Origin of the sequence: Paraburkholderia sp. GAS33 (assembly GCF_050436645.1) — a bacterium.
GTDB lineage: Bacteria > Pseudomonadota > Gammaproteobacteria > Burkholderiales > Burkholderiaceae > Paraburkholderia > Paraburkholderia phenazinium_B.
Genome location: NZ_JBNDMP010000009.1, coordinates 329,787 through 356,015, shown reverse-complemented (window position 1 = coordinate 356,015; position 26,229 = coordinate 329,787). Strand labels below are relative to the sequence as shown.

The window sequence follows — 26,229 nt, the reverse complement described above, 5'->3', positions numbered from 1 at the left end:
AAGCGCTGAAGCGCTAACTCTGGCCGACATAGGAGCTCTTCAAATGACAAAGCAATTGCAAGACGCATACATCGTCGCCGCGAGCCGCACGCCGATCGGCAAGGCGCCGCGCGGGATGTTCAAGAACACGCGCCCCGACGAACTGCTGGTGCACGCGATCAAAGCGGCCGTGGCGCAAGTGCCCGGTCTCGACACGAAGGTGATCGAAGACGCCATCATCGGCTGCGCAATTCCGGAAGCGGAACAAGGGCTGAACGTGGCGCGCATGGGTGCACTGCTGGCCGGTCTGCCGAACTCGGTCGGCGGCGTCACGGTGAACCGCTTCTGCGCGTCAGGTCTGACCGCCCTGGCGATGGCCGCTGACCGCATTCGCGTCGGCGAATCGGACGCGATGATCGCCGGCGGCTGCGAATCGATGAGCATGGTGCCGATGATGGGCAACAAGCCGTCGATGTCGCCGCACATCTTCGATCGCAGCGAAGACTTCGGCATCGCCTATGGCATGGGCCTGACTGCCGAGAAGGTCGCCGAGCGCTGGAAGATCAGCCGCGAAGCGCAAGACCAGTTCTCGGTCGAATCGCATCGCCGCGCGATCGCCGCGCAGCAGGCCGGCGAGTTCAACGACGAAATCGCCGCCTACACGATCACCGAGCGTTTCCCCGATCTCGCCACCGGCGAAGTGAAGGTGAAGACGCGCGAAGTCGCACTCGACGAAGGTCCGCGCGCGGACACGTCGCTGGAAGGTCTGGCCAAGCTGCGCACCGTCTTCGCCAACAAGGGTTCGGTGACGGCCGGCAACAGCTCGCAGACCTCGGATGGCGCGGGCGCGCTGATCGTGGTGTCGGAGAAGATGTTGAAGGAGTTCAACCTGACGCCGCTCGCGCGTTTCGTCAGCTTCGCCGTGCGCGGCGTGCCGCCGGAAATCATGGGCATCGGTCCGAAGGAAGCGATTCCGGCTGCGCTGAAGGCCGCGGGTCTGAAGATCGAAGACCTGGACTGGATCGAGCTGAACGAAGCGTTCGCCGCGCAGTCGCTGGCGGTGATCCAGGACCTCGGTCTCGATCCGTCGAAGATCAACCCGCTTGGCGGCGCGATTGCACTGGGCCATCCGCTCGGCGCGACGGGCGCGATTCGTGCGTCGACAGTGGTGCACGGCCTGCGCCGTCGCAACTACAAGTACGGCATGGTCACGATGTGCGTCGGCACAGGGATGGGCGCAGCGGGCATCATTGAGCGTCTGTAATCGTGTACGCACAGGTCCTTTGAAGACCTCAGAACGGTTCGTAAGCCCTGAGGCCTGCGAACCGTTTTTTCATTCAGCCGCATCACAGCCGCATTACCGCCTCGACAGGCAGTGTTGCGCAGCACTGAGCGGGACTAACAGGAGATGACGATGGACATTCTGGTCGAGCGCGCCAACGGCGTGCTGACGATTGCCTTCAACCGGCCGGACAAGAAGAACGCGATTACGGCCGCCATGTACCAGACGATGGCCGATGCGCTGGTCGAAGCGCAGGGCGACACGTCCGTGCGCGCGATCCTGATTCGCGGCAGCGTCGGCATTTTCAGCGCCGGCAACGATCTGGAAGATTTCATGAAGACGCCGCCGATGGGCGAAAGCGCGCCGGTGTTCCAGTTCCTGCGCGCGATCAGCTCGGCGGAGAAACCGGTGGTGGCGTCGGTGGCGGGCCCGGCGGTGGGGATCGGCACGACCCTGCTGCTGCATTGCGACCTGGTGTATGCCGCCGATACAGCGACGTTTTCGCTGCCGTTTGCGCAACTTGGGCTGTGCCCGGAAGCGGCTTCGAGCCTGCTGTTGCAGCGCGTCGCCGGCTATCAGGCCGCAGCGGAAAAGCTGCTGCTGGGTGAAGCGTTCGACGCGCGCGAAGCTCAACAGATGGGCTTCGTGAACCGCCTGCTACCGGCCGCGGAAGTCGATGCATTCGCGCTCGAGCAAGCGGTCAAGCTGGCGGCACTGCCGGCTTCGTCGCTGCGTGTGACGAAGTCGCTGATGAAGCGAGCGAGCCACCACGAACTGCAAACGCAGATGTCCGATGAAGCCGTGCACTTCGGCAAGATGCTGCTCGCGCCGGAAGCGCGCGAGGCGTTCAAGGCGTTCTTCGAAAAGCGCAAGCCGGATTTTCGGCAGTTCGACTGAGCAGCAGCAAGCGACGGGCTTACGTCGGCGCAAGCGTGTCGTAGTCGACGTAACCCGCCTCGCGGCAAAAGCTCACCAGCCGTACGCCGGCCTGGCGTGCAATCGCAATCGCCAGCGACGACGGCGCCGAGATGGTCGCCAGCATCGGCACGTCGACGCGTGCTGCCTTGCGCACCAGTTCATAGCTCGCACGGCTCGACAGGAAAACAAAGCCATCCTTGGTATCCGCCCGGTCGAGCACCAGCTGCCCGATCAGCTTATCCAGGGCGTTATGACGGCCCACGTCCTCGAACGCAAGGCGGATGGCGCCTTCCGCGTCGCACCATGCCGCCGCGTGCAGGCCGCCGGTCAGTTTGGTCAGCGCCTGATGCGCCGGCAGCTCACGTGCTGCGCGGGCAATCGCATCCGGTGCGAGCCGCTGCAGAAAACCGGTGTCAGGCACGCGCTCCGGCTTCAGATCCAGCAGATCGATGCTTTCGATCCCGCACACGCCGCAGCCAGTCCGGCCCGCGAGCGCGCGGCGCTTTTCCTTCAGCTCGACGAAGGCCTGTTGCACGACCTGCAATTGCACTTCGGCATGCGGCATTTCGCTGTCATGCAGCTCCACCTCGATGTCCTGGATATCGCTGCCGCGCTCCACGATCCCTTCCGAAATCGAGAAACCGACCGCGAACGCCTCCAGATCGCGCGGCGTGCACATCATCACCGCATGCGAAATGCCATTGAAGACGAGCGCCACCGGCCACTCCTGACCGACGTGGTCAATGACCGTTTCCACCGCGCCACCGCGGTGGCGGCGCACCTGGCGCTCGACAGCGCCCGGTTGATCCGCCGTTTCAAGTTCGTTCAAAACCCTGACTCCTAGACCGATGCGGCGCGTGGGGAACTGTCCCCTGGCCCAGCCTGGCCGGGCCGCCGCCGCACGAATAAGGTTCTAAAATACCTCAAGCGGGCGTTGTGCGTTGGCCCGCCACCAAAGAGGACACTGTCATGGGACTCAACGAGGCGCCGCTCCTGTTCAACTTCGAAGTCGAGTCTTCGGAAGATCTGACCTACATCCCGATGGCGGTGCGCTTCAATCTCGACCGCTTCGGGCTGCGCATCTCGCTCGCGCAGTGGCAGATGCTGCCACACGAAGACCGCAAGCTGCTCGCGCGTTTTCCGGTCGAAGAGGACGCCAGCATTGAGCCGAACTTCGATCATGCGCTGTTCGAAATGCTGCGCACGCACGCCAACGTCGAGCCTGAATGGTTCACTCCCGAGGACGCCCCTCCGTGGCGTCGGACCAACGCCGTGCCGGAGGGCGTGATGCATCAGGTGGCACTCGCCAGCCTGCACGCCCCGAGCACCGACCAGTGGGCCACGCTCGAGCCGTTCAAACGCTACGTGCTTACCAAGCTGTCGCGCAAACCCGAAGCGAACCATGACTTTGTACCCGCCATGAAAGAGTTTGGTCTGGCTGGCTAGTCGTCCCCGCCCCGCAAATATTTTTGCATCGCACCCTCAAACTGTTCCGATTCGTTGCCGTTATCCAAGGGTTGGCGCGTAAAAAGACCCCGCAGAGGCAAGAACAAGCACGTGCTGCATATGCATTCATGCGCACGGACCTCAGCGCACTCCCGCCTGCAGAACGAATAACGTTCGGAACCCATGACTCCTTTCCTATCGAGGCGGTTACTGATCAATCTGGCAGTCGTCGCCGCAGCGGTCGGCGCGAACGCGTTTGTCGCCTACACGCAGATCTGCGGCCAGCGCGATGCCGACGTGCGCACCCTGCGCTCGACTGACATCCGCCAGAATCTCGACGCTTATCGCTCGGCGCTCGATGACGGCCTCGCGACGCTGGGTCGCTTCGAGGCGACCGGGCGGCCCGGACCGGCCGACGCGGCGTCGGTGATGTCGGCTTCGCTCGCCGGGCTCGAGCACAGGCTCGCGGCGGAACTCGCCGACGAACCGGCCATGGCCGCCACACTGGGCAAGCTGAGTAGCGAGAGCCGGACACTGCAGCAGGAAATCGCGGCCGCACTGGCACTGGCTCAGGCGAGCGGCCCGGACGAATCGCGAGCATGGGCGGCGTCGGCCTACACGCAGCTCGGTATGGAACTGGATCACGTGGAAACGGCGCTGGCAGCGTTGCGGCAGCAGGAAAACCGCGCCTTGCAGGTGTCGCTGGCGGAATCGCACCGGCGTACGCAGCACGCGATGCTGCTGCTGATCGTCACAATGCTGGCCGGTTGCTCGCTACTGATCTTCACGTTCGGCGCACGTGAAAGCGCGGCGCGCGAGCGGCTGCGGATGGCCAAGGCCCTGTACCGCAACGACGAACGCTTTCGCGGCCTGTTCGACACCCATCCCGTGCCGATGTATATCTTCGATCGCGAGACGCTGCGTTTTCTCGCGGTCAACGCGGCAGCCGTGCAGCAATATGGCTATTCGGAGAGCGAATTCCTTGCAATGACGGTCCGCGCGATCCGTCCGAACGGCGAGATCGGCCGCCTCGAGTCGCATCTGCTGCGCAGCGACGATGGCCCCAACCAGGGTCGCACGATGGCCGGTGTCTGGCATCACCGGCGCAAGGACGGCTCGACGATCAGCGCCGACATCTCGTATCACTCGCTGACCTACATGGGCCGCCCCGCGATCTTCGTGCTGGCCGATGACGTCACCGAGCAGATCAATGCCGAAGCCGAGGCACAGCGCTCGAACCAGATGCTCGAAACGGTGATCGACAATATTCCTCAGCGGATTTTCTGGAAGGATCAGCAATCGCGTTATCTGGGCTGCAACATGGCGTTTGCTCGCGATGCCGGGCTGGCGTATCCGGAGCAGGTGGTGGGCAAGACCGATCACGATCTGCCCTGGCGCGCGCTGGCCGATCAGGTGCAGGCGCACGACGTCGAAGTAATCACCACCGGCGTGCCAAAGATGAACTTCGAGGCCGACCTGGTGATCGACGGCGTGCATCGCACCACAGTGACGAGCAAGCTGCCGTTCACCGATAGCGACGGCCGTGTGATCGGTGTGCTCGGTTCTTACACCGATATCACCGAGCGCAAGCGCGCCGATCTGGCGCTGCGTCTGCAAAGCCGCGCGCTCGATGCCAGCGTCAACGCGATTCTGATCACCGGGCCGACCGAGACGGGCAATCTGATCGAATACGTGAATCCGGCGTTCAAGCGCATCACCGGCTACGATCCGGCCGAGGTGATCGGCCAGGACTGCCGCCTGCTGCAACGCGACGACCGGGATCAGGAAGGGATTTCGGCGATCCGCCAGTCGCTTGCGGCCAATCGCGAAGTGAGCGCGGTGCTGCGCAATTACCGCAAGGACGGCGCGCTGTTCTGGAACCAGCTGTTTATCGCGCCGGTGCCGAATCCGGATGGCGAGACCACGCATCACATCGGCGTCATCAACGACGTCACCGACCTGATGCGCTATCAGGAGCAGCTCGAATACCAGGCGAACTACGACAGCCTGACCCGGCTGCCCAACCGCAATCTGCTGCGCGACCGTCTGCAGCACGCCCTGATCGTCGCCCGGCGCCACCACAAGGGTGTCGCAGTCGTGTTTATCGATCTGGACGGCTTCAAGAACGTCAATGACAGCCTCGGACACAGCGTCGGTGACCGGCTATTGGGCGTCGTCGCCGAGCGCCTGGCGCGCTGCGCCCGCGCGAGCGACACGGTGGCACGGCATGGCGGCGACGAATTCGTGATCGTGATGACCGACACCGTCGACGAGCAGTCGCTGATTGCGTGGATGGAGCGCGTGCGTGCGTCGATCTCCGAGCCGGTGTGGCTCGACGGCACGGAACTGTACGTGGGCTGCAGCATGGGCGCGAGCCTGTTCCCGCAGGACGGCGACGACACCGAAACCCTGATGAAGAAGGCCGACCTCGCGATGTATCGCGCGAAGGACATGGGCCGTAACAACTTCCAGTTCTACCAGCCGGAGATGAATGTGAGCGCCGGCGCGCGGCTGAGTCTCGAACGACGTCTGCGGCGCGCCTTGCGCGATAACGAGTTCCTGCTGCACTACCAGCCGCAGGTGGATATCGTGACCGGACAGATCGTGGGCATGGAGGCGCTGGTGCGCTGGCGCGACCCGGAGGTGGGGCTGATCCCGCCGTCGTCGTTCATTCCGGTGGCGGAGGAGTGCGGACTGATCGGGCCGTTGTCCGAGTGGGTGATGCGCGAAGCGTGCCGCCAGAACAAGGCCTGGCAGGACGAGGGCTTGCCGCCGGCGCGCGTCTCGGTGAACCTCTCGGCCCGGCAATTCCAGCATCACGACATCGCCAAGGTGGTCACGCAGATCCTCGCGGAGACTGGACTCGAGCCGCAGTACCTCGAACTCGAGCTCACTGAAAGCACCATCATGCGCAACGCCGAAGAAGCGGTGTTGATGCTCAACTCGCTGCACGCACTGGGCATCGGGCTCGCCATCGACGACTTCGGCACCGGCTATTCAAGCCTTAGCTATCTGAAGCGCTTTCCGGTGGACCGTCTGAAGATCGACCGCTCGTTTGTGTCGGACATCGGCACGTCGGGCGACGACGAGACGATTACGTCGGCCATCATCGCGCTCGCGCATTCGCTGAACCTGCAGGTGATCGCCGAAGGCGTGGAGACATCGGAGCAACTCGATTTTCTCAAAGAGCGCGCCTGCGACGAAATGCAGGGCTACTTCTTCTCGAGACCGATGCCGACCGACGCGATTCCTGCCTTGCTGCAGGCTGGGGCGGCGGCGATGGTGGCGTAGCGGCAAAAATCTAGTTTACTGGATTTATTTTCCATTAAACTGGATTCATGGATATCAACAACCGGATCGCCAGCCGTGTGCGTGAGCTTCGCGACGCCCAGGGCTATTCCCTCGACACGCTTGCCGAACGCAGCGGCGTGAGCCGCTCCACGATCTCGCTGATCGAGCGCGGTCAGAGCAGCCCAACGGCCACCGTGCTCGACAAGCTCGCCACCGCCCTGCGCGTGACGCTCGCTTCGCTATTCGAAGACAGCGCAAGCGAGTCCGCCGAGCCTTCACCGATGTCCCGCGCCGGCGACCAGCCGGTATGGACCGATCCGACTTCGGGTTATATCCGCCGCAACCTGTCGTCTGCGGCACGCTCGCCGATCCAGTTAGTCGAGGTCAACTTTCCGCCTGGGCAGCAGGTTGCTTACGACACCAGCGAGCGCGACGTCGAGATTCATCAGCAGGTCTGGATGATCGAAGGCGTGATGGAGATGACGGTGGGCGACGCGCACTGGCGTCTGGAAGCGGGCGACTGTCTTTCGATGCGGCTCGACTGTCCCACGGCGTTTCGTAATCCCACGCGCGAGTCGGCCCGCTATCTGGTGGCGCTGACCAGCGTGCCCTTTACACCGTTTGCGCCATTTACGCCGGCAAGGAGAAACGGATGAGCGGAGAGGTTAGCGTGCGCCGGATCGGCGCTAATGAGGCTGTCGCCTGTGTAGACGCGCTGGCGGACGTGCTGATCGATTGCGTGGAAGGCGGGGCGTCAGTGGGCTATATGTTGCCGCTCGCGCGCGAGAAAGCGCTCGGGTTCTGGCGCGGCGTCGCCGAGGGCGTGGCGCGCAACGAGCGGGCTCTGCTGATTGCGGAGAACCGCGCGGGCGAGATACTCGGTACAGTGCAGTTGATCTTCGCGCAACCCGACAATCAGCCTCATCGTGCGGACGTCGGCAAGATGCTGGTGTGCCGCAAGGCGCGGCGGCGAGGTATCGCGCAGCGCTTGATGGCGGCGGTCGAAGATACCGCGCGTGACGAGGGCAGGAGCGTGCTGGTGCTCGATACCGTCACGGGCGGCGCGGCGGAGGGCTTGTACGAAAAGGCCGGGTGGCAGCGTGTGGGCGTCGTGCCGAAGTACGCTCTGATGCCCGACGGCGAGTTTTGCGCGACGACGGTTTATTACCGGCATCTGTGAGGGAGCGCGATAGATGAAGCATGCAGGTCCAGCGGCACTCGACACGCTCGCAGTTCTGATCGGCTCGATACGCGAGCGCGGAGAACTCAAGGAGCCGCGTCCGGGCGTTTTCTATCGCAAAGGCAAAGCGTTTCTGCATTTTCATGAGGACGCAGCGGGCCTGTTTGCGGATTTGCGCGTGAGCACCGAATGGGAGCGCTTTCGCGTCTCCGAACAAACTGAGCGCACAAAATTTCTGGCGATTCTCGATCGAAGCCTGTGAGGCTATCTCAGCCAATATCGCGTCGGCATGCGTGGATGGCCGTGTAGAATTGGCCCTCGCATTTCCTCATTCCCCAGGTGCTCGATGAGCGACTTCCCCGCGCTCGAAACGCAACGGCTGCTGCTGCGCGAACTCGTCGTCGGCGACGCCCCGGCGCTGTTTGCGATTCACGGCGACGCGCCCAGCATGCGCTGGTATGGCGTCGACCCGATGGTCGATGTCCGGCAGGCGCAAAAGCTGATCGAGACTTTTGCCGGTTGGCGCAAGATGCCCAACCCGGGAGTGCGCTGGGGGATCGAACGCAAGTCCGACGCGATGCTGATCGGCTCGTGTGGATTGTTCAAATGGAATCGCGGCTGGCAGACCTGTACGGTCGGCTATGAACTGGCTCGCTCGGCGCGTGGCGCCGGGCTGATGTCGGAAGCGTTGTCCGCGGCGCTCGCGTGGGGCTTCGAGCAGATGATGCTGAACCGCATCGAAGCGCAGATTCATCCGGACAATGCCGCTTCGCTCAAGCTGGCGCACGGCCTCGGCTTCGTACAGGAAGGGCGGGCGCGCGAAGCCGGTTACTGGCAGGGTGAGCGTCATGACCTGCTGCAGTTCAGCCTGCTGCGCAAGGACTGGAGGCTGGCCTGAGCAAGCCGCCTGAAGAGGCGAGCAACTGCCCGCCTCGCCACTTCGCCTAGTCGATTGAGGGCAACGCGCGGGGACGGCGGTCGCTATCGGTGGCGACGTACGTCAGGGTCGCTTCGGTGACCTTCACCACTTCTTCCGCGAGACTCATCCGCTGCGCGTACACCGTGACTTCAATCGTGACCGAGGTATTGCCGGTCTTGACGATATCCGCATAAAAGCTCAGCAGATCGCCGACGAACACCGGCTGCTTGAACACGAACGAATTGACCGCGATGGTCGCCACCCGCCCGTTAGCGCGCCGGCTGGCGGGAATCGACCCGGCGATATCGACCTGCGCCATGATCCAGCCGCCGAACACATCGCCGTGAACATTGGCGTCGGACGGTTGTGGCACGACGCGCAGCGCGCAGGATTTTTGCGGAAGTTGAAGTTGATCGTTCATCGGGGCACCCATGAGAAACAGATTGGCTCGACCAGCAGGCGGGTTCTTCACGACAACATGACAACCGGCAACCGGCCAGCCCGTGGAAAGCGGCGCCAGCCGGCTTCTGCGACAATAGAGAGATCAGGAATTGTACGGGAAAGCGCCCAGCCGGGTCGCGCGCCGAAATGCCTGCCGCCGGCATTGCGCGGGCGGCGGGTACCCGATGGCGGCGCGCCCTGCTGATGCCTCTGTCGATTCCGTCCCCACCGCCAGCTGATCCCCATGCGCCGCTCCTCCGCCTCCTCCGAACTCTCGCCGATCTCGACCCAGCCGCGCAACGACTGGCAGACGATCATCTCGCTGCTGCCTTACCTCGCCACATACAAGGGGCGGGTGGTGCTTGCGCTCAGTTGCCTGATCGGCGCGAAGGTCGCCAATCTCGGCGTGCCGATCGTGATGAAGCGGATCGTCGACAGCCTCGCGTCGGTGCGGCATCTGACGGCGCTCGGGCGCGCGGATCATGCGCCGGCCATCGTGCTGCTAGGCGGTGTCGGTCTGCTGGTGGTCGCCTATGCCGTAGTGCGGTTGTCCACGTCGCTGTTTACCGAGTTGCGCGAAATCCTCTTCTCGAAGGTGACGCAAAGCGCGGTGCGGCAGCTCGCGCTCAAAGTGTTCCGTCATCTGCATGGGCTGTCGCTGCGCTTTCACCTCGAACGGCAGACGGGCGGCATGTCGCGCGACATCGAACGCGGCACACGCGGCATCACGCAGCTGATTTCCTATTCGCTCTACAGCATTCTGCCGACGCTGGTCGAAGTGGGCCTCGTGCTCGGCTTCTTCATCGTCAAATACGAGGTGTATTACGCGATCGTCACGTTCGTGGCGCTGGCCGTGTACATCACGTTCACGGTGAAGATGACCGAGTGGCGTACGCACTTTCGCCGCACGATGAACGATCTCGACTCGCGCGCCAACTCGCGGGCGATCGACTCGCTGCTCAATTACGAGACCGTCAAATATTTCGGCAACGAAGAGTGGGAAGCTCAGCGTTACGACGAAAACCTGCAGCGCTACCGCAGCGCGGCGATCAAGTCGCAGAATTCGCTGTCGGTGCTCAATTTCGGCCAGCAGGCAATTATCGGCGCGGGGCTTGTCTTTATCCTGTGGCGCGCGACCGAAGGCGTGATGGCGGGCAAGCTCACGCTCGGCGACCTGGTGCTGATCAACACATTTATGTTGCAGCTCTACATTCCGCTGAACTTTCTCGGCGTGGTGTATCGCGAGCTGAAGCAGAGCCTGACCGACATGGATCGCATGTTCACGCTCCTCAGTGCGCCGCAGGAAGTACCGGACACACCGGATGCGCCAGACCTCATCGTGAGCGGCGCGCAAGTGCGTTTCGAGCATGTCAACTTTTCGTATGAACCGGCGCGGCAGATCCTGCACGACGTGAGCTTCACGATTCCCGCCGGCACCACGACCGCGGTGGTTGGCCACAGCGGCTCCGGCAAATCGACGCTCGCTCGCCTGATGTTCCGCTTCTACGATCTGGAGCGTGGCACGGGCGGCGCGATTACGATCGACGGCCAGGACATCCGCGATGTGACGCAGGACTCGCTGCGGGCTTCGATCGGCATCGTGCCGCAGGATACGGTGCTGTTCAACGATTCGATCTATTACAACATCGCCTATGGCCGCCCGTCTGCGACGCGCGACGAAGTGATTGCAGCGGCACGCGCCGCACACATTCACGATTTCATCGAAGGATTGCCGAACGGTTACGAGACGCCGGTCGGCGAGCGCGGACTGAAGCTGTCCGGCGGCGAGAAGCAACGCGTGGCGATTGCCCGCACGATCCTGAAGAACCCGCCGATCCTGCTGTTCGACGAGGCGACCTCCGCACTCGATTCGCGCTCCGAGCGCGCCATTCAGCATGAACTCGACCTGATCGCCCGCGAGCGGACCACGCTGATCATTGCGCACCGGTTATCGACCGTCGTGCATGCGCAGCAGATCATCGTGATGGACAAGGGGCGTATCGTCGAGCGCGGCACGCATGCGGAGTTGCTGACGGCCGGTGGGTTGTTCGCGCAGATGTGGGCGCTGCAGCAGCAACGTGCTGCACAAGTGGAGGACACGCCCGAAGTGGTAGTGGCCGGTGAGAGTGGGCGATAGCCAGGCGTGGCCAGAGTATCTATGCGTGGCCGAAGCAATTGATGCCTGGCCATGGTCAAGCAGGCCGTTACGATTGTGCCGCAGCCTGCCTTAGCCGGTCATCAAGCGCCTGCAACTGCGCGACCGTCCCGACGTTATCCCACAGTCCCTCATACACTTCGCCGCTCGCGAGGCCGCGCGCAACCGTTTCGAAGTAGTACGGCGTCAGCGGACGCCGCGTGCCGCGCGGCAGCGCACGGAACATACGCGTGTCGTACAACGCGATGCTGCCGAACGTGAGACGCGGCTCCTCATCGGGCAACACCACACCGTCGACCAGGCCGAAATCGCCCGCAGGATGAAACGGCGGGTTCGGCACCATCACCAGATGCATGCCCGGCTCCGCCTGCGCGGCGAGCCGCGTAGCGTGTGCACGCAGCGATGCGTAATCGAAGTCGGCATAGACATCACCGGCCACGCCGACAAAGATCTCGCCGGGCGCGCCGTCGGCTGCCGGAGCGTCTTCCAGCAGCGGTAACGCCTGCGCAATCCCGCCGGCCGTCTCCAGCGCTTCCTGCTCGGCTGAATAGCGCAGCTCCACCCCCCAGCGCGACCCGTCGCCAAGTGCCGCTTCAAAACGCTCGCCGAGCCATGCATGATTGATCACAATGGTCCGGAACCCGGCTTGCGCGAGCCGCTCGATCTGCCAGACGATCAGCGGTTTGCCGCCTGCTTCGAGCAGCGGCTTCGGGGTGTGGTCCGTCAATGGACGCATCCGTTCGCCGCGCCCGGCGGCGAAGATCATCGCTTTGGTGAGAGACATCGTCATTGTTCGGAAAGCTCAGAAGGTATAGCCGACTTCGGCTGCACGGCCTTCGAGCTCATCAAGCAGCTTCGCAAAAGGTGCAAGTGGACGGTAGCGCCCGGCGACCTTGCGCCCGTAACCGATAAAGCGCGGCAGGTCCTTCATGTAGTGCGGTTTGTGGTCCCGGTAGTTGATCCGGCAGAACAGGCCCAGCACCTTGATGTGCCGCTGCAGGCCCATCCATTCGAGTTGACGGTAGAACTCGCCGAAATCGGCATCGACCGGCAGGCCGGCTTTTTTCGCGCGCTCCCAGTAGTACACGAAGCAATCGAGCTCGAACTCCTCGTCCCAGCTCAGGAAGGCATCGCGCAGCAGCGAGGCGACGTCATAGGTAATCGGCCCATAGACCGCGTCCTGGAAGTCGAGCACGCCGGGGTTCAGCGGGTTCGGCTCCGGCATCACCATCAGGTTGCGCGGCATGTAATCGCGCAGCATGAAAACCTGCGGCTGTGCCTGGGCACTGGCGATCAGCAGCGCAAACGTGCGGTCGAGCAGCCCGCGGGTCTTCTCGTCGACTTCGCGGCCGAGATGGCGGCCGATGAACCACTCCGGCAGCAACTCCATCTCGCGGCGCAGGAACGCTTCGTCGAACGGCGGCAGCACACCCGGCTTCGATGCCAGTTGCCAGCGGATCAGCGCGTCGAGCGCATCGCGCATCAGCCCCTTTGCGTTGTCCGGCGTCAGTGCGCTGAGGTAGGAGGTGGTGCCCAGATCGGTGACGAGCATGAAGCCGGCCTCGAAATCGACCTCCAGCACCTGCGGCACATTCACGCCGGCCGCGCTCAGCAGTTGCGCCACCTGCACAAATTCGCGGCACTTTTCCGGCGGCGGGGCGTCGACGGCGATCAGCGTGGTGCTTGCCGCGTCTTTCAGATTCTTACCCTTCAGGCGGAAATAGCGGCGAAAACTTGCATCGCTGGAAGCGGGTACCAGCGTTGCAAGGTCGAGTGCATAACGGTTCGCGTGACTCTCCAGCCAGGCGGTGAGCAGTTGCAGGCGGGCGTCGGGAGAAGTGGAATCGGAGGGCAGCGTCATGAAAACCGGAAGGCAAATTCAGGGGGGCAACGTCTTGCCATATAATACCCCACGACTTTTTTGACACGACGCACGCCAGCTTTCGCTCGCCCCGCTTCACCGCCCGCCTCATCGTTCGACCGGTTGTAAATTTTGATTGATGGGTCGCCGACCATCACGGTCAGGCTGCTCAGGCGGAGGATCGTGGTTGCAGGAGCGGGCGGTCGGGCCAATTCGCCAAACGATACATGCCGCCAAGACAGCTTTCCCAAACGACCCCCTCTCGTGGCGGCGTGCCCCGCAGAAGGCGGCTCGTCGCGGCGTTGATTGCCGTGCCGGGCCTGATGCCCGCGCTTTCGCACGCCCAGTTGTCGGGCGACGCCGCGCAGCCGCAGCCTATCGACGCGCCCTGGGGCATGAGGCTAGCCCCCCAGCTCGAAGAGCATCCGTTGAAGCCGGACCAGAGAGCGGCCACCTTCGTGCTCGGCGACTACCAGAGCGGCACGACGGATCAGGATCTGGCGGCCAAGGGTTCCGCCGAAGTGCGCCGTCCCACCTTCACGATCAAGGGCGACGCGCTGCACTACGATCAGGATACCGACATGGCCGACGGCTATGGCAAGGTGGTCGTGATCAACAACGGCGCCACCTTCGTTGGGCCGGAAGCGCATATGCAGGTTGATTCGAGCGAAGGCTACATGCCCTCGCCGAAGTATCACTTCAACATCACGGGCGGCTCGGGTAGCGCGGCGCGTGTCGACATGCTCGACAACGAGCGTTCGGTGTTCACCCAGGGCACCTACACGGCGTGTCAGTGTGAGAGCAATCCGGCGTGGTACATCCGCGGCAGCGAGTTCGACTTCGACACCGGCGCCGACGAAGGCGTGGCACACAACGGCGTGCTGTTTTTCCAGGGCATACCGATCTTCGGCTCGCCGTGGCTGTCGTTCCCGCTCTCGGGCGACCGGCGCAGCGGCCTGTTGCCGCCCACTTTTTCGCTCAGTTCGAGTAACGGCTTCGAGCTGAACATACCGTATTACTTCAATATCGCGCCGAACCGCGATCTGCTGATTTCGCCGAACTACATCTCGAAGCGCGGTCTGGAGCAGAATGCGACCTTCCGCTATCTTTCGCCGGATTACTCGGGCTCGATCACCGGCACGTATCTGCCCGACGACAACATCACGAGGACGAACCGTTGGGCGCTGTTCCTCCAGCACAACCAGAACTTCGGTAACGGCTTCGGCGGCTACGTTTATTACAACAAGGTTTCGGATAATTCCTTTCCGGAAGACCTTGGCTCGACCTCCAGCAATATTCTCAACGGCACGCAGCTGCTCTACCAGCAGGAAGCGGGGCTGACGTACAACAACGGCCCGTGGTCGGTGCTGGCGCGCGAGCAGAACTGGCAGACGATCACGCCTTCGGTGGCGCCATACGGACGTGAGCCGGAACTGAACGTCAAGTACAACCAGTACAACGTCGGCGGTTTCGATTACGGCGCGACCGGCGATTTCTCGCGGTTTCGCATCACCACGGCGGATTCGACCGAAGGCGACCGGATCACCTTCGACCCGTACCTGTCGTACTCGGTCGTGGGTCCTGGCTACTTCGTTACGCCGAAGGTGCAGTACCACTTCGCGTCGTACAACCTGAGCAACATCGGGACGGGTGCGCCGGTCGGACAGCCGAAGGATTTCACCGAGTCGGTTCCGACCTTTTCGTTCGACACGGGGCTGATTTTCGAGCGCTCAGTGCGGCTGTTCGGCCAGGATTACATCCAGACCCTCGAGCCGCGCCTGTACTACGTGTACACGCCGTATCACAACCAGACCTTCGCGCCGCTGTTCGATACGGCCGACGCGGATTTCGGGCTCGCGGAAATCTTCACGCCGAATACGTTCGTCGGCGACGACCGGATCGCCGACGCGAACCGGCTGACCGCAGCCCTTACCACGCGTTTCATCGACGCGGCGACGGGTGACGAACGTGCGCGCTTCGTGCTCGCACAACAGTATTACTTCCAGGACCAGCGCGTCACGCTGCTGCAAACGCAGACACCGGCGCAGGCGACCCATTCGGACCTGATTGCCGGCATGTCGTTGAAGATTGGGGGCGGTTTCGCGTCGGAAACCGCGGTCCAATATAATGCCGACAATAACCAGCTGACGCAGGCCAGTGTCGGCTTCGGATTCAGTCCGGAATCGGGCAAGGTGCTTAACGTCGCCTATCGTTACACGCGTGCCGATACGACGCTGGATTACACGCCGGTCAGCCAGATCACCATTTCGGCACAGTGGCCGCTCACGCACCACGTGTATAGTGTGGCGCGCCTGAACTACGATCTGCAGGGACGGGCGATCGTCGATAGCCTGGTTGGCCTGCAGTACGATGCGGACTGCTGGGTGCTGGGCGTCGGGATTCAGCGTTATGCAGACGGGGTCAACACCCTTGGGCTACCGGAGCAGGGAACGCGTTTCCTTGCGCAAATCACGTTCAAGGGTCTGTCGAGTGTGGACAACGGCTTGATTGCCGCGTTCCGCGGGGCCGTGCCGGGCTATACGCCGCTGCCGCCGCCTCCGGCGCCGGAGGCGCGTTTTACCAACTACGACTGACGGTCGTTTGATCGTCTATAAAATGCGCAAAGACGGGCGGGGCGCGCCCGACATCATTGGAGTATCTGTGGGAATCATGAAAACGCTTCGCTTGCCATCGCTTGCGGCCAGTCTGGCCCTTGTGGCCTCTTTCCTGTCGGTTGCGCCAGCACAGGCGCAGGATCTACCCAACGCAGGCGGGCAGCCGACGCAGGCGGCCTCCAGCAATGGCCAAACGGTCGATACGATCGCCGCGGTGGTCAATGACGGCGTCATCACGCAGCGCGAGCTCGATGAGCGCCTTGGCCTGATCGCACGGCGTCTGCAGCAGCAAAACGCGCCGGTTCCGCCGATCGACCAGTTGCGTCAGCAGGTGTTGAACCAGATGGTGCTGGAGCGCATCCAGTTGCAGCGCGCCAAGGAAGACGGCATCACCGTCGACGACGCAGCGGTGCAGAAGACGCTCGAACGGCTTGCGGCGGCCAACAATCTGCCGCTCGACGTGTACCGCTCGAAGATCGAGGCGCAAGGCGTGCCCTGGGCCACCTTCACGAACGACGCCCGCACGGAACTGACCCTGTCGCGTCTGCGCGAAAAGGAAGTGGACAGCAAGGTGACGGTGTCGGACGCCGAAGTGGCGAACTACATTGCCAGCCAGCGTGGACCGAACGTCGGGCTGACGAGCGATCTGCATCTCGAACATATTCTGATCAAGGTGCCGGCCAATGCGACGGAGGCCGACATCGTCGCCGCCGAGCAGAAGGCCCAGGGGATCCTGCAGCAGGCGACCAGCGGCGACTCGAAGTTCGAGAGGCTCGCCAAGTCGAATTCGCAGGCAGCGGATGCTTCGAAGGGCGGTGACATGGGCTTCCAGTCCACCTCGCAACTGCCGCCTGAGTTCGTGAAGGCGGCGGCGACGCTGCGTCCGGGCCAGGTGAACCCCGATCTGATCCGCACCGCGGATGGTTTCGAGGTGATGCGCCTCGTTGAGCGCCGCGCAAGCCAGGGTGCAGCGAGCGCCGATTCGACCCACCTCACGCAGACGCATGTGCGCCACATCCTGCTGCGCGTCGGCGACGGCATGTCGGAGCCGCAGGCCCGTCAAAAGCTGCTCGAAATCAAGCGTGAGATCTCGGAAGGCGGCGACTTCGCCAAGTTCGCCCGCACCTATTCGCAGGACGGTTCGGCTGCGCAAGGCGGCGACCTCGGCTGGATCAGTCCGGGCGAAACCGTGCCGGAATTCGAGCGTGCCATGAACAGCTTGCAGGACGGCCAGGTCAGCGATCCGGTGCGCAGCGAGTACGGCTATCACCTGATTCAGGTGCTGGGCCGCCGCGACGCCGAAGGCTCGGTTGCCCAGCAGATGGATCTGGCGCGCCAGGCCATCGGTCAACGCAAGGCAGAGCAAGCCTATGCGGACTGGCTGCGTGAATTGCGCGATACGGCGTATGTCGATGTGAAGATCGGCAAGCCGAACCTGCAGTAAGCATCATGACGAGCGCTGCCCAACCGTCTCACGTCCCGCTGCAGATCGCGATCACAACCGGCGAACCCGCCGGCGTCGGTCCCGAGCTGACTGCGCAGGCGCTGGCGGGGGCGGCAGCCCATTGGCCCGATGCACAGTTCACCGTGCTTGGAGACGCGGACCTGCTCGCGGCGCGCGCCAAGGCAGTTGGCGTGGATTGGGCAGCGTTATTGGGACCCAGTCATGGGCAGGGTCACGCTGGTCACCATCGGGTCCGCGTGCAGCATCAGCCGCTCGGCGTGCCGTCGCAGGCGGGCAAGCTTAACGCCGCGAATGGCCGTTACGTGCTGAACCTGCTGGATAGCGCGATCGACGGCGCGGTGAGCGGCCAGTTCGACGCGATCGTCACCGCACCGCTGCAAAAGAGCACCATCAACGACGCCGGTGTGCCGTTCACCGGCCACACCGAATATCTGGCCGAGCGCACCCACACGCCGCACGTGGTGATGATGCTGGCCGGCACCGGCCCGCGGCCGCTGCGCGTTGCGCTGGCTACGACTCATCTGCCGCTGAAAGATGTCTCGGCGGCACTGACGGTCGACAGTATCCTTGGCACGCTGCGGATCATCGACCACGACCTGCGTCACCATTTCGGCCTGCCGGCGCCACGTATTCTCGTGACCGGCCTGAACCCGCATGCGGGCGAAAACGGTTATCTGGGGCACGAGGAAATCGATGTAATCGCGCCGGCCCTGAAGCTGGCGAACGACGAAGGCATCGATGCCCGCGGCCCCTATCCGGCCGATACGCTATTCCAGCCGCGTTACCTGACCGAAGCCGATTGCGTGCTCGCGATGTTCCACGATCAGGGTCTGCCAGTTCTGAAGTACGCGACCTTCGGCGAAGGCATCAATGTCACGCTCGGGCTGCCGATCATCCGCACGTCCGTCGATCACGGCACGGCGCTCGACCTCGCAGGCACCGGCCGCGCGGATGCGGGTAGTCTGATTGCCGCCATCGACACTGCAGTCTCGATGGCGCGCCACCGTCGCGCCGCCTGATTTTTTTTCCGTACCTTTTTGTAGCGTCATTCGATGTCCACCAGCAGACAGCACCAGGGCCATTTCGCGCGCAAGCGTTTCGGACAGAACTTTCTGGTCGACACGGGTGTGATCGATTCGATCGTCGACGTGATCCGGCCGCAACGCGGCGAGCGCATGGTCGAAATCGGACCGGGTCTGGGCGCGCTCACCGAGCCGCTGATCGAACGCCTCGCCACGCCGGAGGCGCCGTTGCATGCGGTCGAACTCGATCGCGATCTGATCGTGCGGCTAAAGAAGAAGTTTGGCGATCTGCTCGAACTGCACTCGGGCGATGCGCTCGACTTCGACTTCGGTTCGCTGGCGTTGCCCGTGGGGCCGGGCGTGCCCGAGAGCAAACCGACGCTGCGCATCGTCGGCAACCTGCCGTACAACATTTCGAGCCCGCTGCTGTTCCACCTGACTTCGTTCGCGCATTGCGTGATCGATCAGCACTTCATGTTGCAGAACGAAGTGGTCGAGCGGATGGTGGCGGAGCCGGGTAACAAGGCATTCAGCCGCCTCTCGGTGATGCTGCAGTACCGCTACGTGATCGACAAACAGCTCGATGTGCCACCCGAAGCCTTCCAGCCGCCGCCCAAGGTCGATTCGGCGATCGTGCGGATGATTCCGTTCGAGCCACACGAATTGCCGAAGGTCGACGAACGCGTGCTCGGCGAGGTCGTAACCGCCGCGTTCTCGCAACGTCGCAAGATGCTGCGCAATACGCTGGGCGCGTATCGCGACACGGTGGATTTCGAGGCGCTCGGCTTCGATCTGCAGCGGCGTGCCGAGGATGTGTCGGTCGCCGAGTATGTGCAGGTTGCGCAGATCGTGGCGGCGTCCCGTTGACGCTTTGACGAGCGCGATGCCTGCGAGAACCAGCAGCGTTGCGATATCCGGGTGCAGTAGTCCTATCAAGCTTTACCAGCTCCAGCGCACCCCCACATTGCCTTCCACGACGCTCCGGTGCGCGCCGTTCACGTTGGTCGTATAGCCTGCCGCGGCATACACGCTGCCACGCGCGCTCAAATGCGCGGCGATGCCCAGGCCGAACTCGGCTGCGGTCGCCGGCACGCTGGTCGGGATCACGGTGCTGCCCGCGAAGCTCACCTCGTCGGTGCCGTTGAAGTAGCGCCACAGATTGGCGCGCAAGTACGGCTCCCAGATTGCCCCACCACCTTCAAACTTGCCTTCTAGCCGAATCCCCAGCCGGCCGATCAGACCGTTCGCGGAATGAAACGATACGCTCGAGATGCCGTCGTTGAGATCGTCTATTGAGGTGTGCTGCCAGATCAGCTGGGCTTGTGGCTCGATGCTCAAATGGGCTGGCAGCGGAATCGGCAGTCCGGCCTCGAACGATGCGTCCTCGGCATAGCCATGCGTGGTGGCGCCGATATTGTCGTAGGACATAGGGCTGATGGTTAGCGAACTGCCCATCAGAACCGCGTCGGTGTACCAGCCGCCAGGGCAGATGTGGGTCCAGTAGCCGCCGGCGCTGTAGGCGTCGATCGACAGGCGTCCCGCAGCCAGATTCGGAAAGCCGAGGGCGAGGCCGCTCACGTCGCCTTCTGCGCGTGCAAAACCGAGGATCAGGCCATAGTGGTCGCGCTGACCGCCGGGCGTCGCGCTGGCGTAGAGATCCTGGCCGACCTGGATGCCGCCTATCGTGCCGCTGAATTCCGGATTGACCGCGCCGCCGTTGCTCAGCGTGGCATGTTCGCCCCAGACGCGTGTCCATGAGGCGGGCACGGCGCCGGTTTCGGTCAACAGCGATTGCGCGCCCTCGCGGTCGTGGAACGTGCCGACCTGATCGATGCCGAGTTCGCGCGCAAGTTCGGGGACCTCTGCGTAGACCGGCACCTCCATCCGGTAGAGCGGTGTGGCCGCTGAGCCCGCTGGTGGAGGAGCGGGTAGGGGAGGCGTGCCGGAGGCCGCCTGGGGACCCTGCAGGGTCTGCGATGGGGTGGGCGTAGGTGTCGGTGTGGGCGTTGGTGTAGGTGTAGGTGTAGGTGTAGGTGTAGGTGTAGGTGTAGGTGTAGGTGTAGGTGTAGGTGTAGGTGTAGGTGTAGGTGTAGGTGTAGGCGTCGGCGTCGGCGTCGGCGTCGGAGCCGCCGCGAGACTCGAACGCAGATACCAGTTGTCGGCTGTCCCGGCGCTTACCCCGCCTTTGAACAGGTAATAGGTATAAGCGCCAGCCAGCAGCGGCTTTGGCAAGGTGAACGCGCCTGCTGCGGTCGTCGCGCCGTTCGTCGCCTGCACGACCAGAATGCCGTTCGTGAGCGTCGCCGCGCCGACACCGCCGACGTTCGTAATCCCCAGCGTCGTCTTTCCCGACCCGGTGCCTTGCACGATCACCAGCTTGTCGCTGGGAGAGCCGTCGCCGTTGAGCACGCTCTGCAACAGAAGCTTGCCGTTGAGCCCCACGTAGTTGCCGTTGACCACCAGCGCATCGCTCGTGCTGGTGCCGCCGTTGGTGAGGTCGATCGTTCCAGCGTTGTTGACGGTGACGAGTTGCCCACTCACCGCAGGCGTAATCGCAGGATCACCCAGGCCGCCCGCGAACAGGGTGCTGGTCGAATCGATGGCGAGCGTGCCTGTCTGCGTGCCGCTGTTGCCGAGCGTCAGTCCGTTGTTGTCGAGCGTGAGCTGGCTGCCGTTCGTGGCGTTGATGGCCGACCAGTTCGTGAAGCGGCTCAGTCCGCTCGCCTGAGTGTCGTCGAAGTTGAGAACACTCGAGACGTTGCCGCCTGCAAGCAGTGGCACACCGTTGAGATTGGTGTCGGTCAGGCCCGTGAGCGTCGCGGTATCGTGACCCGTGCCGAGCCGGATAAATCCTGTGATCGTGCCTGCGCTCCAGTTGAGCGTGTCGTTGCCGGTATCGGTGTAGATCGCGCGGCCGTTGCCGCCCGCGATGGTGCCGGTATTGTTGATCGTCATGTCGATCGCGCCAGTGGCCGCGATGACCTCGGTAGTGGCGGACTCAAGCGTGCCGGTGTTGTTGATGGTCGCGCCCGCGCCGACAAACGAGAGCGTGACGAACTGCGCGGAGATGGTACCGGCGTTGTTGAACGTGCCGCCACCATTCGCATCGATGCCGTTGCCCTGCTTGCTGACGATGCTTGCGTTGGCTTCATTATTGAACGTGACGCTGCCTGAGATAAAGGCGCCGAGGCTGTTTGAGCCGCTTACGGTTATCGAACCCTTGTTGGTGATGACGCCCGGCGAACTGTCGTTCGAGACGATGCCGTCCGAGTCCGCACCCGATGCGCTGATCGTGCCGGCGTTCGTGATGATGTTGTTGCCTGGCCCGCTGACCGCGTTGCCGTTGGTGTACATGCCAGGCGCGCCGTCCCCTGTCGTCGTGATCGTGCCGTTGTTGACGAGTGTGTCGTTGTTCGTTTCCGCGGCCATACCAGCGGAGCCGCTCCCGCTGGTGGAAAGCTGGCCGTTGTTGGTCAGGGTGCCGCCACCTGGGCTGGCGTAGTCGTGCATCGCGTCCGCGTCGCCGCCGCTCGTCTGGATGACGCCCCCCGTGTCGTTGAGCATCGTCACGGCGGCAACGCCGTTGAACATGCCTTCCGATTCGGTGCCGGTTGTCACGATCAAGCCGCGGTTGGTCAGCACGTTTTGACCGGCGCCCGTACCTTGTGCCGAGATGCCGTCGAAGGTATCGCCTGTCACCCGGATAGTGCCGAGGTTCGTGACCGTGCTGTGGCTGTACACAAGGATGCCGTTGTCCCCGCTTACGTCGAGTTCCGCGCCCGCTGCAACGTTGACTGTTACGTTCGTGCTACCGCTTGTCGCCGCGACCGGCGTGGTGGTGGGATTGGGCGAGGTCGTGCCGCTGCACGTGACGGTTTGCCCAGTTGCTGGCGTGGAGTTGTCACAGGCCGCGAGCGCTGGCTGCAGCCTTAGCAGGACCAGCACCCCCAGCGCTGAAGAGATTGCCTCAAAAGTCCGGCTCGGCACCAACGGCGGATACGCTCGACGCATAAATCCTCCTCCCAGGGCGGACAGCGTCGATGCCCATGGGGATTGCTTCGTCGCTCGATCACCTCGTTGGGCCCCGAGCTTTCGATAGGATTCCGCACGTTGTGTGTCACAGAATACTCAACGCGCCGCTGCGACGCAATGTGCGAGTGCGGCGAATGGTGTGGCCTAAAGGTGAGGTGAGAGGCAGGCGTGAGCGCGACCTGCCGTACGCCATCAGGACTGGATCTGCAGGCGGCGACGCGAGCGCTGCGGATCGAGCAGCGCGAAGCCGGCTGCGCCAACGGCCAGCAACAGCGCACCGTTGATGACGAAACCGATCTCATAGCCATGCGCATCGCCGGCTGCGCCCAGCAGTCTGCCCATTGCGACCGGGCCAATCAGCCCGGCGGTAGTGGTGATCGAGGTGGTGATCGCGAGCAAGCCACCACGCTGAGCGTCTGGAGCGACCTCGGCGATCAGCATCGGGCCGAACGTGAAATTCTGGATAGCGAGCGCACTGGCCAGCCCCATCACCGCAACCTTGACGAACGGCGGCACGTCCAGGAAGAGTACGCCGTACGCGATACCGCTTATCACGCAGGCTGAGCTGATCAGCGTGCCACGCGCACGCCGCGTTGGCACGCCGCGCTTGAGCAGGCGATGCGAGTAAATCGCCAGCGCGATCCCAACCGGAATCTGCACCGCCACCTGCGCTGCGAACAGCCATCCCGCCTGGGTGGCCGGGAAGCCCAACCCGAGGCGCAGATACGCCGGCACCCACGTGAAGCCGATCGCGACCACCGCGTAGGCAACGAAGCATTGCAGCATCACGCCAATCACCGTGTGATCTGAAAGCAGCGTCCGCCAGGGGACGCGCGTCTGCACATTCTTTGCCGTTGCGATGGGCCGCGCGCGGCGCGAATGCTGATTGCCCGTCTTGCCGACACAAAGCCAAAGCACAGTCCAAGCGGCGCCTACTATCCCGAGCGTGAGGAAAGTGGCATGCCAGTGCCAGCGTTGCGAGATATAGGTGAGAAGCGGTCCCGCAACAATCACGCCGGCCGTTGCACCTTGTTGAACAATCGTGGTGGGCAGGCTGCGTTCGCGATCGTCGAACCACGTATAGACGACGTGCAGCGCGAGCGGCGATGCCGGGCCTTCACCCGCGCCCAGCAGGACACGGCACAGCAGCAGGACTGCGAAACTACTTGGCCAGGCAAGCGGCAACTGCGCGCAAGCCCACGTCAGTGCGAGCGCAGCCAGCAGCCATTTCATGCTGACACGATCGGCGATGAGGCCAATCGCGATGCCTGAGAGCGAAAACAGCAAAAAGAACGCACTGCCGACGAGGCCGAACTGCTCGTGCGACAGTCCCATGTCGTGCATCATCGGGATCGCCACCAGACCGAGCACAGCCTTGTCGGCGAAGTTGATCAGCATGAACAGGAACAGCGATCCGACGATGAGCCAGCGCCGGCCCGTGGCGCGATCTACCGGTGCCGCGACCGCAGGCGCGTCGGTCAAGGTGGAACTATGTGCTTCGAGCATTCAATACTCCTGAGGGTGTGCCGTCGACCGGCCGCCGCTGATGGACAACGCGGGGCGCGGCGAGATGGGCAAACCCTGTCTCCAAGATGTTCTGTACGACGCGTGTGACCTGAGCGGTCCTGTTGCCGTCCGGATGGCCAGTCTGCTGGCAGCCGCGGAATTTTGCCCATTTGAGGTGGTATAAGAGAATTATTCAAGTGCAATCTGCTTATCGGAAACTTGCAAAACATGCATGAGATCAACTCCCGCCGGCTGACTCACCTGATCGCACTCGCGGAAGAAGGCAGTTTCGCGCGCGCGGCGGAGCGCGTGCATCTGAGCCAGCCCGCATTGAGCCGCAGCATTCAGGCGCTCGAAGATGAGCTGGGCATGAAACTGTTCGACCGGGCCGCACGCGGTGTCGCGATGACGGCGGCTGGCCGGTTGCTCGTCGAGCGTGCGCGCCGCGTGCTGTTCGAGACGCGCTGTCTCTTTCGCGACGTCGAGTTACTCAAGGCTCATGAACTGGGCGAGGTGCATATCGGTCTTGGCCCTTACGCAGCCGTCGTGCTGCTGCCCGATCTGCTGGTCGAATTCTCGCGGCGCTTTCCGAAGATCAAGGTTTCGATTGAATTGGGCGATGGTGACGGCGAAGCGCTACTCGCCAAACTGCGCGCCGAGCAGGTCGACTTTCTCGTCATGGATCGCCGCGTGCTGCCCGCGACGCCGGACATCGCCCTGCATCGCTTGCCGCGTCACGAAGGTGGCTGGTTCGTGCGGCCAGGACATCCGCTGCTGCAAGGCGGACCCGTACCGATGGTTGCGTTGCGCGAGTTTCCACTGGTGTCGGTGACCGTGCCCGCGTTTATGAAGGACGCGCTGCACCGGCTGCTGAAGTATCGGGCGCATGAGCATATTCCTCTGCAGGTGGAATGCAACGACGTTGCCGTGCTCAAGAACGTCGTCGCGCAGACGGATGCGGTGTTGTTCGCCACTGGGGCGGCGGTGCGACGCGATCTCGAAGCAGGGTGGCTCGCGCGCATCGCGCTGACTAGCCCACCGCGCCTGAGTCTCGAGTTCGCGCTTGTTTCCCTTGCGGAACGCACGCCGTCGCCTGCTGCAAGCTCGGCGCTGGTGCTGACCGAACAGATCATGGTCGAGGCCAATCGAGCCGCGCATGAACTGCTGCATCCCGCACAGCCGCTAGCTCAGGATTTACCCTGAGGCTGGTTGACAAAGCCTGGTCCATCCACCACGATTCGGAATCCGGATTCCGGTTTGTCGAGTCGGCCGGTTTGCCAGCGTCTTTCTGACGCCGCTTGCCGGGCATCTCGCGTTCCACGCCTCAATACGAAGTTGAAAGCCGCATGACAAGCACGCCTGCGCACAAGCGCAAATCTTCCTCCGCTATCGCGGCGCCGCGCCAGAGCCGCAGCCAGCTCGGCCTCGTGAAAATGCTGCAAGCCGGGCGCGAGTTGATCGAGGCGAGCGGCAACCTCGACAGTCTGTCCATCAACGATATCGTCGATCGTGCAGGTACGTCGATCGGCGCGTTCTATCGCCGTTTCGACAACAAGGATGCCTTCTTCGAAGTCGTGCAGGACCAGGTGATGGCCGAAGGTCTCGCTTACGTGCGCGACATGCTCGAGCGTGAGCCCGTATGGCGCTCCAGCGACGCGAGCGCGATTGCCGATGCCGTGGTGGCGTTTTACGTCATGGTGTTCCGACGCAATCGTGGCCTGTACCACGCTTCGCTGTTGCGCTCCTCACAGCTCAAGCCCAGTTGGGATGCGGCCAAGGAGGCCAATCGCGAAGTGCTGGCGTTGCTCGTGCCGCACCTCGTCGATGCGCTGCTCGCGGCACGCGGCGCGCCGGTGGCCGACGCGGCCGAACTCGACTTCGAGGTGCGCGCGTCGCTGCAGATGATCAACGGTCTGCTGGTCAACAGCATCCTGAACGATCCAGGGCCGCTCTCGCTCGCGAGCCGGCGGCTGCGTCCGTATCTGCAGACGGCGTTTCGCCGCTGTCTCACGCTGCCGGACAGCTGATTTTTTTACCCTAAAAACGGAACAAGAATTCCGGTTCTGATTGATGGGGCTGGCAATTGCCTCGCGTAGCCAGCTTTTATCCAAGGAGAC

At 63.3% G+C, this 26,229-nt stretch carries 21 protein-coding genes; 15 read left to right on the top strand and 6 right to left on the bottom strand.

Translation table 11 applies throughout. The features are described 5' to 3' along the window. Window positions 1-43: 43 nt before the first annotated feature. Both P3T24_RS26660 and P3T24_RS26655 read left to right on the top strand, forming a co-directional pair. Window positions 44-1,243: an acetyl-CoA C-acyltransferase gene (locus tag P3T24_RS26660; protein WP_429439365.1), complete on the top strand. Its 1,200-nt coding sequence runs from the start codon at window positions 44-46 to the stop codon at window positions 1,241-1,243. A gap of 144 nt (window positions 1,244-1,387) precedes the next feature. Next, window positions 1,388-2,158 (top strand): enoyl-CoA hydratase, encoded by a 771-nt coding sequence (locus tag P3T24_RS26655; RefSeq protein ID WP_429407135.1) that lies wholly within the window; start codon window positions 1,388-1,390, stop codon window positions 2,156-2,158. A 19-nt stretch (window positions 2,159-2,177) separates the two neighbouring features. Here P3T24_RS26655 and fdhD read toward each other — a convergent pair whose 3' ends face one another. Beyond that, window positions 2,178-3,008: a formate dehydrogenase accessory sulfurtransferase FdhD gene (fdhD, locus tag P3T24_RS26650; RefSeq protein WP_429439362.1), complete on the bottom strand. Its 831-nt coding sequence runs from the start codon at window positions 3,006-3,008 to the stop codon at window positions 2,178-2,180. A gap of 140 nt (window positions 3,009-3,148) precedes the next feature. Here fdhD and P3T24_RS26645 point away from each other — a divergent pair, with 140 nt between their 5' ends. The 6 genes from P3T24_RS26645 (at window position 3,149) to P3T24_RS26620 (ending at window position 8,994) form a co-directional block, all read left to right on the top strand. Continuing rightward, window positions 3,149-3,625: a nitrate reductase associated protein gene (locus P3T24_RS26645; protein WP_429286779.1), complete on the top strand. Its 477-nt coding sequence runs from the start codon at window positions 3,149-3,151 to the stop codon at window positions 3,623-3,625. 183 nt (window positions 3,626-3,808) lie between these two features. After that, on the top strand, window positions 3,809-6,916 hold the full coding sequence (locus P3T24_RS26640) for a sensor domain-containing protein (protein ID WP_429286780.1): 3,108 nt from the start codon (window positions 3,809-3,811) through the stop codon (window positions 6,914-6,916). Window positions 6,917-6,963: 47 nt separating this feature from the next. Further along, on the top strand, window positions 6,964-7,572 hold the full coding sequence (locus P3T24_RS26635; RefSeq protein WP_429439359.1) for a helix-turn-helix domain-containing protein: 609 nt from the start codon (window positions 6,964-6,966) through the stop codon (window positions 7,570-7,572). Further along, window positions 7,569-8,096 carry an N-acetyltransferase family protein gene (locus tag P3T24_RS26630; RefSeq protein ID WP_429439356.1) on the top strand — a complete coding sequence of 176 codons (528 nt, stop codon included), beginning with the start codon at window positions 7,569-7,571 and terminating at the stop codon, window positions 8,094-8,096. The genes P3T24_RS26635 and P3T24_RS26630 overlap by 4 nt, the downstream gene beginning before the upstream one ends. A gap of 13 nt (window positions 8,097-8,109) precedes the next feature. Further along, the gene (locus tag P3T24_RS26625) at window positions 8,110-8,358 is read left to right on the top strand and encodes a hypothetical protein (protein WP_429286783.1); all 249 of its coding nucleotides are present in this window, start codon (window positions 8,110-8,112) and stop codon (window positions 8,356-8,358) included. 84 nt (window positions 8,359-8,442) lie between these two features. Further along, entirely contained in the window at window positions 8,443-8,994 is a 552-nt protein-coding gene (locus tag P3T24_RS26620; protein WP_429439354.1) for a GNAT family N-acetyltransferase, read from the top strand. Window positions 8,995-9,040: 46 nt separating this feature from the next. Here the strand turns inward: P3T24_RS26620 and P3T24_RS26615 are convergent, their stop codons facing one another. Next, window positions 9,041-9,436 carry an acyl-CoA thioesterase gene (locus tag P3T24_RS26615; protein ID WP_074263381.1) on the bottom strand — a complete coding sequence of 132 codons (396 nt, stop codon included), beginning with the start codon at window positions 9,434-9,436 and terminating at the stop codon, window positions 9,041-9,043. Between the two features lie 264 nt (window positions 9,437-9,700). Between P3T24_RS26615 and P3T24_RS26610 the strand changes: the two genes are divergently transcribed. After that, a complete protein-coding gene (locus P3T24_RS26610) occupies window positions 9,701-11,593 on the top strand; it encodes an ABCB family ABC transporter ATP-binding protein/permease (protein ID WP_429439351.1) in 1,893 nt (630 codons plus the stop codon). 67 nt (window positions 11,594-11,660) lie between these two features. Here the strand turns inward: P3T24_RS26610 and murU are convergent, their stop codons facing one another. Continuing rightward, window positions 11,661-12,401: an N-acetylmuramate alpha-1-phosphate uridylyltransferase MurU gene (murU, locus tag P3T24_RS26605; protein ID WP_429439348.1), complete on the bottom strand. Its 741-nt coding sequence runs from the start codon at window positions 12,399-12,401 to the stop codon at window positions 11,661-11,663. A 12-nt stretch (window positions 12,402-12,413) separates the two neighbouring features. Further along, window positions 12,414-13,472: an aminoglycoside phosphotransferase family protein gene (locus tag P3T24_RS26600; RefSeq protein WP_429439346.1), complete on the bottom strand. Its 1,059-nt coding sequence runs from the start codon at window positions 13,470-13,472 to the stop codon at window positions 12,414-12,416. Window positions 13,473-13,699: 227 nt separating this feature from the next. Between P3T24_RS26600 and P3T24_RS26595 the strand changes: the two genes are divergently transcribed. The 4 genes from P3T24_RS26595 to rsmA are packed head-to-tail and all read left to right on the top strand — an operon-like array spanning window position 13,700 to window position 19,441. After that, window positions 13,700-16,066: an LPS-assembly protein LptD gene (locus P3T24_RS26595; RefSeq protein ID WP_429439343.1), complete on the top strand. Its 2,367-nt coding sequence runs from the start codon at window positions 13,700-13,702 to the stop codon at window positions 16,064-16,066. Between the two features lie 22 nt (window positions 16,067-16,088). Next, window positions 16,089-17,531 carry a peptidylprolyl isomerase gene (locus P3T24_RS26590; RefSeq protein ID WP_429439342.1) on the top strand — a complete coding sequence of 481 codons (1,443 nt, stop codon included), beginning with the start codon at window positions 16,089-16,091 and terminating at the stop codon, window positions 17,529-17,531. Between the two features lie 5 nt (window positions 17,532-17,536). Then, entirely contained in the window at window positions 17,537-18,571 is a 1,035-nt protein-coding gene (gene pdxA / locus P3T24_RS26585; RefSeq protein ID WP_429439339.1) for a 4-hydroxythreonine-4-phosphate dehydrogenase PdxA, read from the top strand. Window positions 18,572-18,604: 33 nt separating this feature from the next. Then, the gene (rsmA, locus tag P3T24_RS26580) at window positions 18,605-19,441 is read left to right on the top strand and encodes a 16S rRNA (adenine(1518)-N(6)/adenine(1519)-N(6))-dimethyltransferase RsmA (protein ID WP_074263387.1); all 837 of its coding nucleotides are present in this window, start codon (window positions 18,605-18,607) and stop codon (window positions 19,439-19,441) included. Between the two features lie 72 nt (window positions 19,442-19,513). On the opposite strand, the gene P3T24_RS26575 is transcribed toward rsmA, so the two are convergent. Next, window positions 19,514-22,585, bottom strand: a complete 3,072-nt coding sequence (locus P3T24_RS26575) for an autotransporter outer membrane beta-barrel domain-containing protein (protein WP_429439336.1) — start codon at window positions 22,583-22,585, stop codon at window positions 19,514-19,516. 213 nt (window positions 22,586-22,798) lie between these two features. Continuing rightward, a complete protein-coding gene (locus P3T24_RS26570) occupies window positions 22,799-24,112 on the bottom strand; it encodes an MFS transporter (RefSeq protein ID WP_429439334.1) in 1,314 nt (437 codons plus the stop codon). Between the two features lie 228 nt (window positions 24,113-24,340). On the opposite strand from P3T24_RS26570, the gene P3T24_RS26565 reads away from it, so the two are divergent. Further along, on the top strand, window positions 24,341-25,315 hold the full coding sequence (locus tag P3T24_RS26565; protein ID WP_429439331.1) for a LysR family transcriptional regulator: 975 nt from the start codon (window positions 24,341-24,343) through the stop codon (window positions 25,313-25,315). Window positions 25,316-25,458: 143 nt separating this feature from the next. Further along, a complete protein-coding gene (locus tag P3T24_RS26560; RefSeq protein ID WP_429407161.1) occupies window positions 25,459-26,139 on the top strand; it encodes a TetR/AcrR family transcriptional regulator in 681 nt (226 codons plus the stop codon). The last annotated feature ends 90 nt before the right edge of the window (window positions 26,140-26,229 follow it).

Excerpts from the sequence above, each read along its gene's own strand:
- P3T24_RS26560 (WP_429407161.1), top strand. The coding sequence starts at position 25,459 with ATGACAAGCACGCCTGCGCACAAGCGCAAATCTTCCTCCGCTATCGCG.
- P3T24_RS26565 (WP_429439331.1), top strand. The coding sequence starts at position 24,341 with ATGCATGAGATCAACTCCCGCCGGCTGACTCACCTGATCGCACTCGCG.
- P3T24_RS26590 (WP_429439342.1), top strand. The coding sequence starts at position 16,089 with ATGCGCAAAGACGGGCGGGGCGCGCCCGACATCATTGGAGTATCTGTG.
- P3T24_RS26640 (WP_429286780.1), top strand. The coding sequence starts at position 3,809 with ATGACTCCTTTCCTATCGAGGCGGTTACTGATCAATCTGGCAGTCGTC.
- rsmA (WP_074263387.1), top strand. The coding sequence starts at position 18,605 with ATGTCCACCAGCAGACAGCACCAGGGCCATTTCGCGCGCAAGCGTTTC.
- P3T24_RS26660 (WP_429439365.1), top strand. The coding sequence starts at position 44 with ATGACAAAGCAATTGCAAGACGCATACATCGTCGCCGCGAGCCGCACG.
- P3T24_RS26620 (WP_429439354.1), top strand. The coding sequence starts at position 8,443 with ATGAGCGACTTCCCCGCGCTCGAAACGCAACGGCTGCTGCTGCGCGAA.
- P3T24_RS26575 (WP_429439336.1), bottom strand. The coding sequence starts at position 22,585 with ATGCGTCGAGCGTATCCGCCGTTGGTGCCGAGCCGGACTTTTGAGGCA.
- P3T24_RS26615 (WP_074263381.1), bottom strand. The coding sequence starts at position 9,436 with ATGAACGATCAACTTCAACTTCCGCAAAAATCCTGCGCGCTGCGCGTC.
- P3T24_RS26570 (WP_429439334.1), bottom strand. The coding sequence starts at position 24,112 with ATGCTCGAAGCACATAGTTCCACCTTGACCGACGCGCCTGCGGTCGCG.
- P3T24_RS26655 (WP_429407135.1), top strand. The coding sequence starts at position 1,388 with ATGACGATGGACATTCTGGTCGAGCGCGCCAACGGCGTGCTGACGATT.
- P3T24_RS26595 (WP_429439343.1), top strand. The coding sequence starts at position 13,700 with ATGCCGCCAAGACAGCTTTCCCAAACGACCCCCTCTCGTGGCGGCGTG.
- P3T24_RS26610 (WP_429439351.1), top strand. The coding sequence starts at position 9,701 with ATGCGCCGCTCCTCCGCCTCCTCCGAACTCTCGCCGATCTCGACCCAG.
- P3T24_RS26625 (WP_429286783.1), top strand. The coding sequence starts at position 8,110 with ATGAAGCATGCAGGTCCAGCGGCACTCGACACGCTCGCAGTTCTGATC.
- murU (WP_429439348.1), bottom strand. The coding sequence starts at position 12,401 with ATGACGATGTCTCTCACCAAAGCGATGATCTTCGCCGCCGGGCGCGGC.
- P3T24_RS26635 (WP_429439359.1), top strand. The coding sequence starts at position 6,964 with ATGGATATCAACAACCGGATCGCCAGCCGTGTGCGTGAGCTTCGCGAC.
- pdxA (WP_429439339.1), top strand. The coding sequence starts at position 17,537 with ATGACGAGCGCTGCCCAACCGTCTCACGTCCCGCTGCAGATCGCGATC.
- P3T24_RS26600 (WP_429439346.1), bottom strand. The coding sequence starts at position 13,472 with ATGACGCTGCCCTCCGATTCCACTTCTCCCGACGCCCGCCTGCAACTG.
- P3T24_RS26630 (WP_429439356.1), top strand. The coding sequence starts at position 7,569 with ATGAGCGGAGAGGTTAGCGTGCGCCGGATCGGCGCTAATGAGGCTGTC.
- P3T24_RS26645 (WP_429286779.1), top strand. The coding sequence starts at position 3,149 with ATGGGACTCAACGAGGCGCCGCTCCTGTTCAACTTCGAAGTCGAGTCT.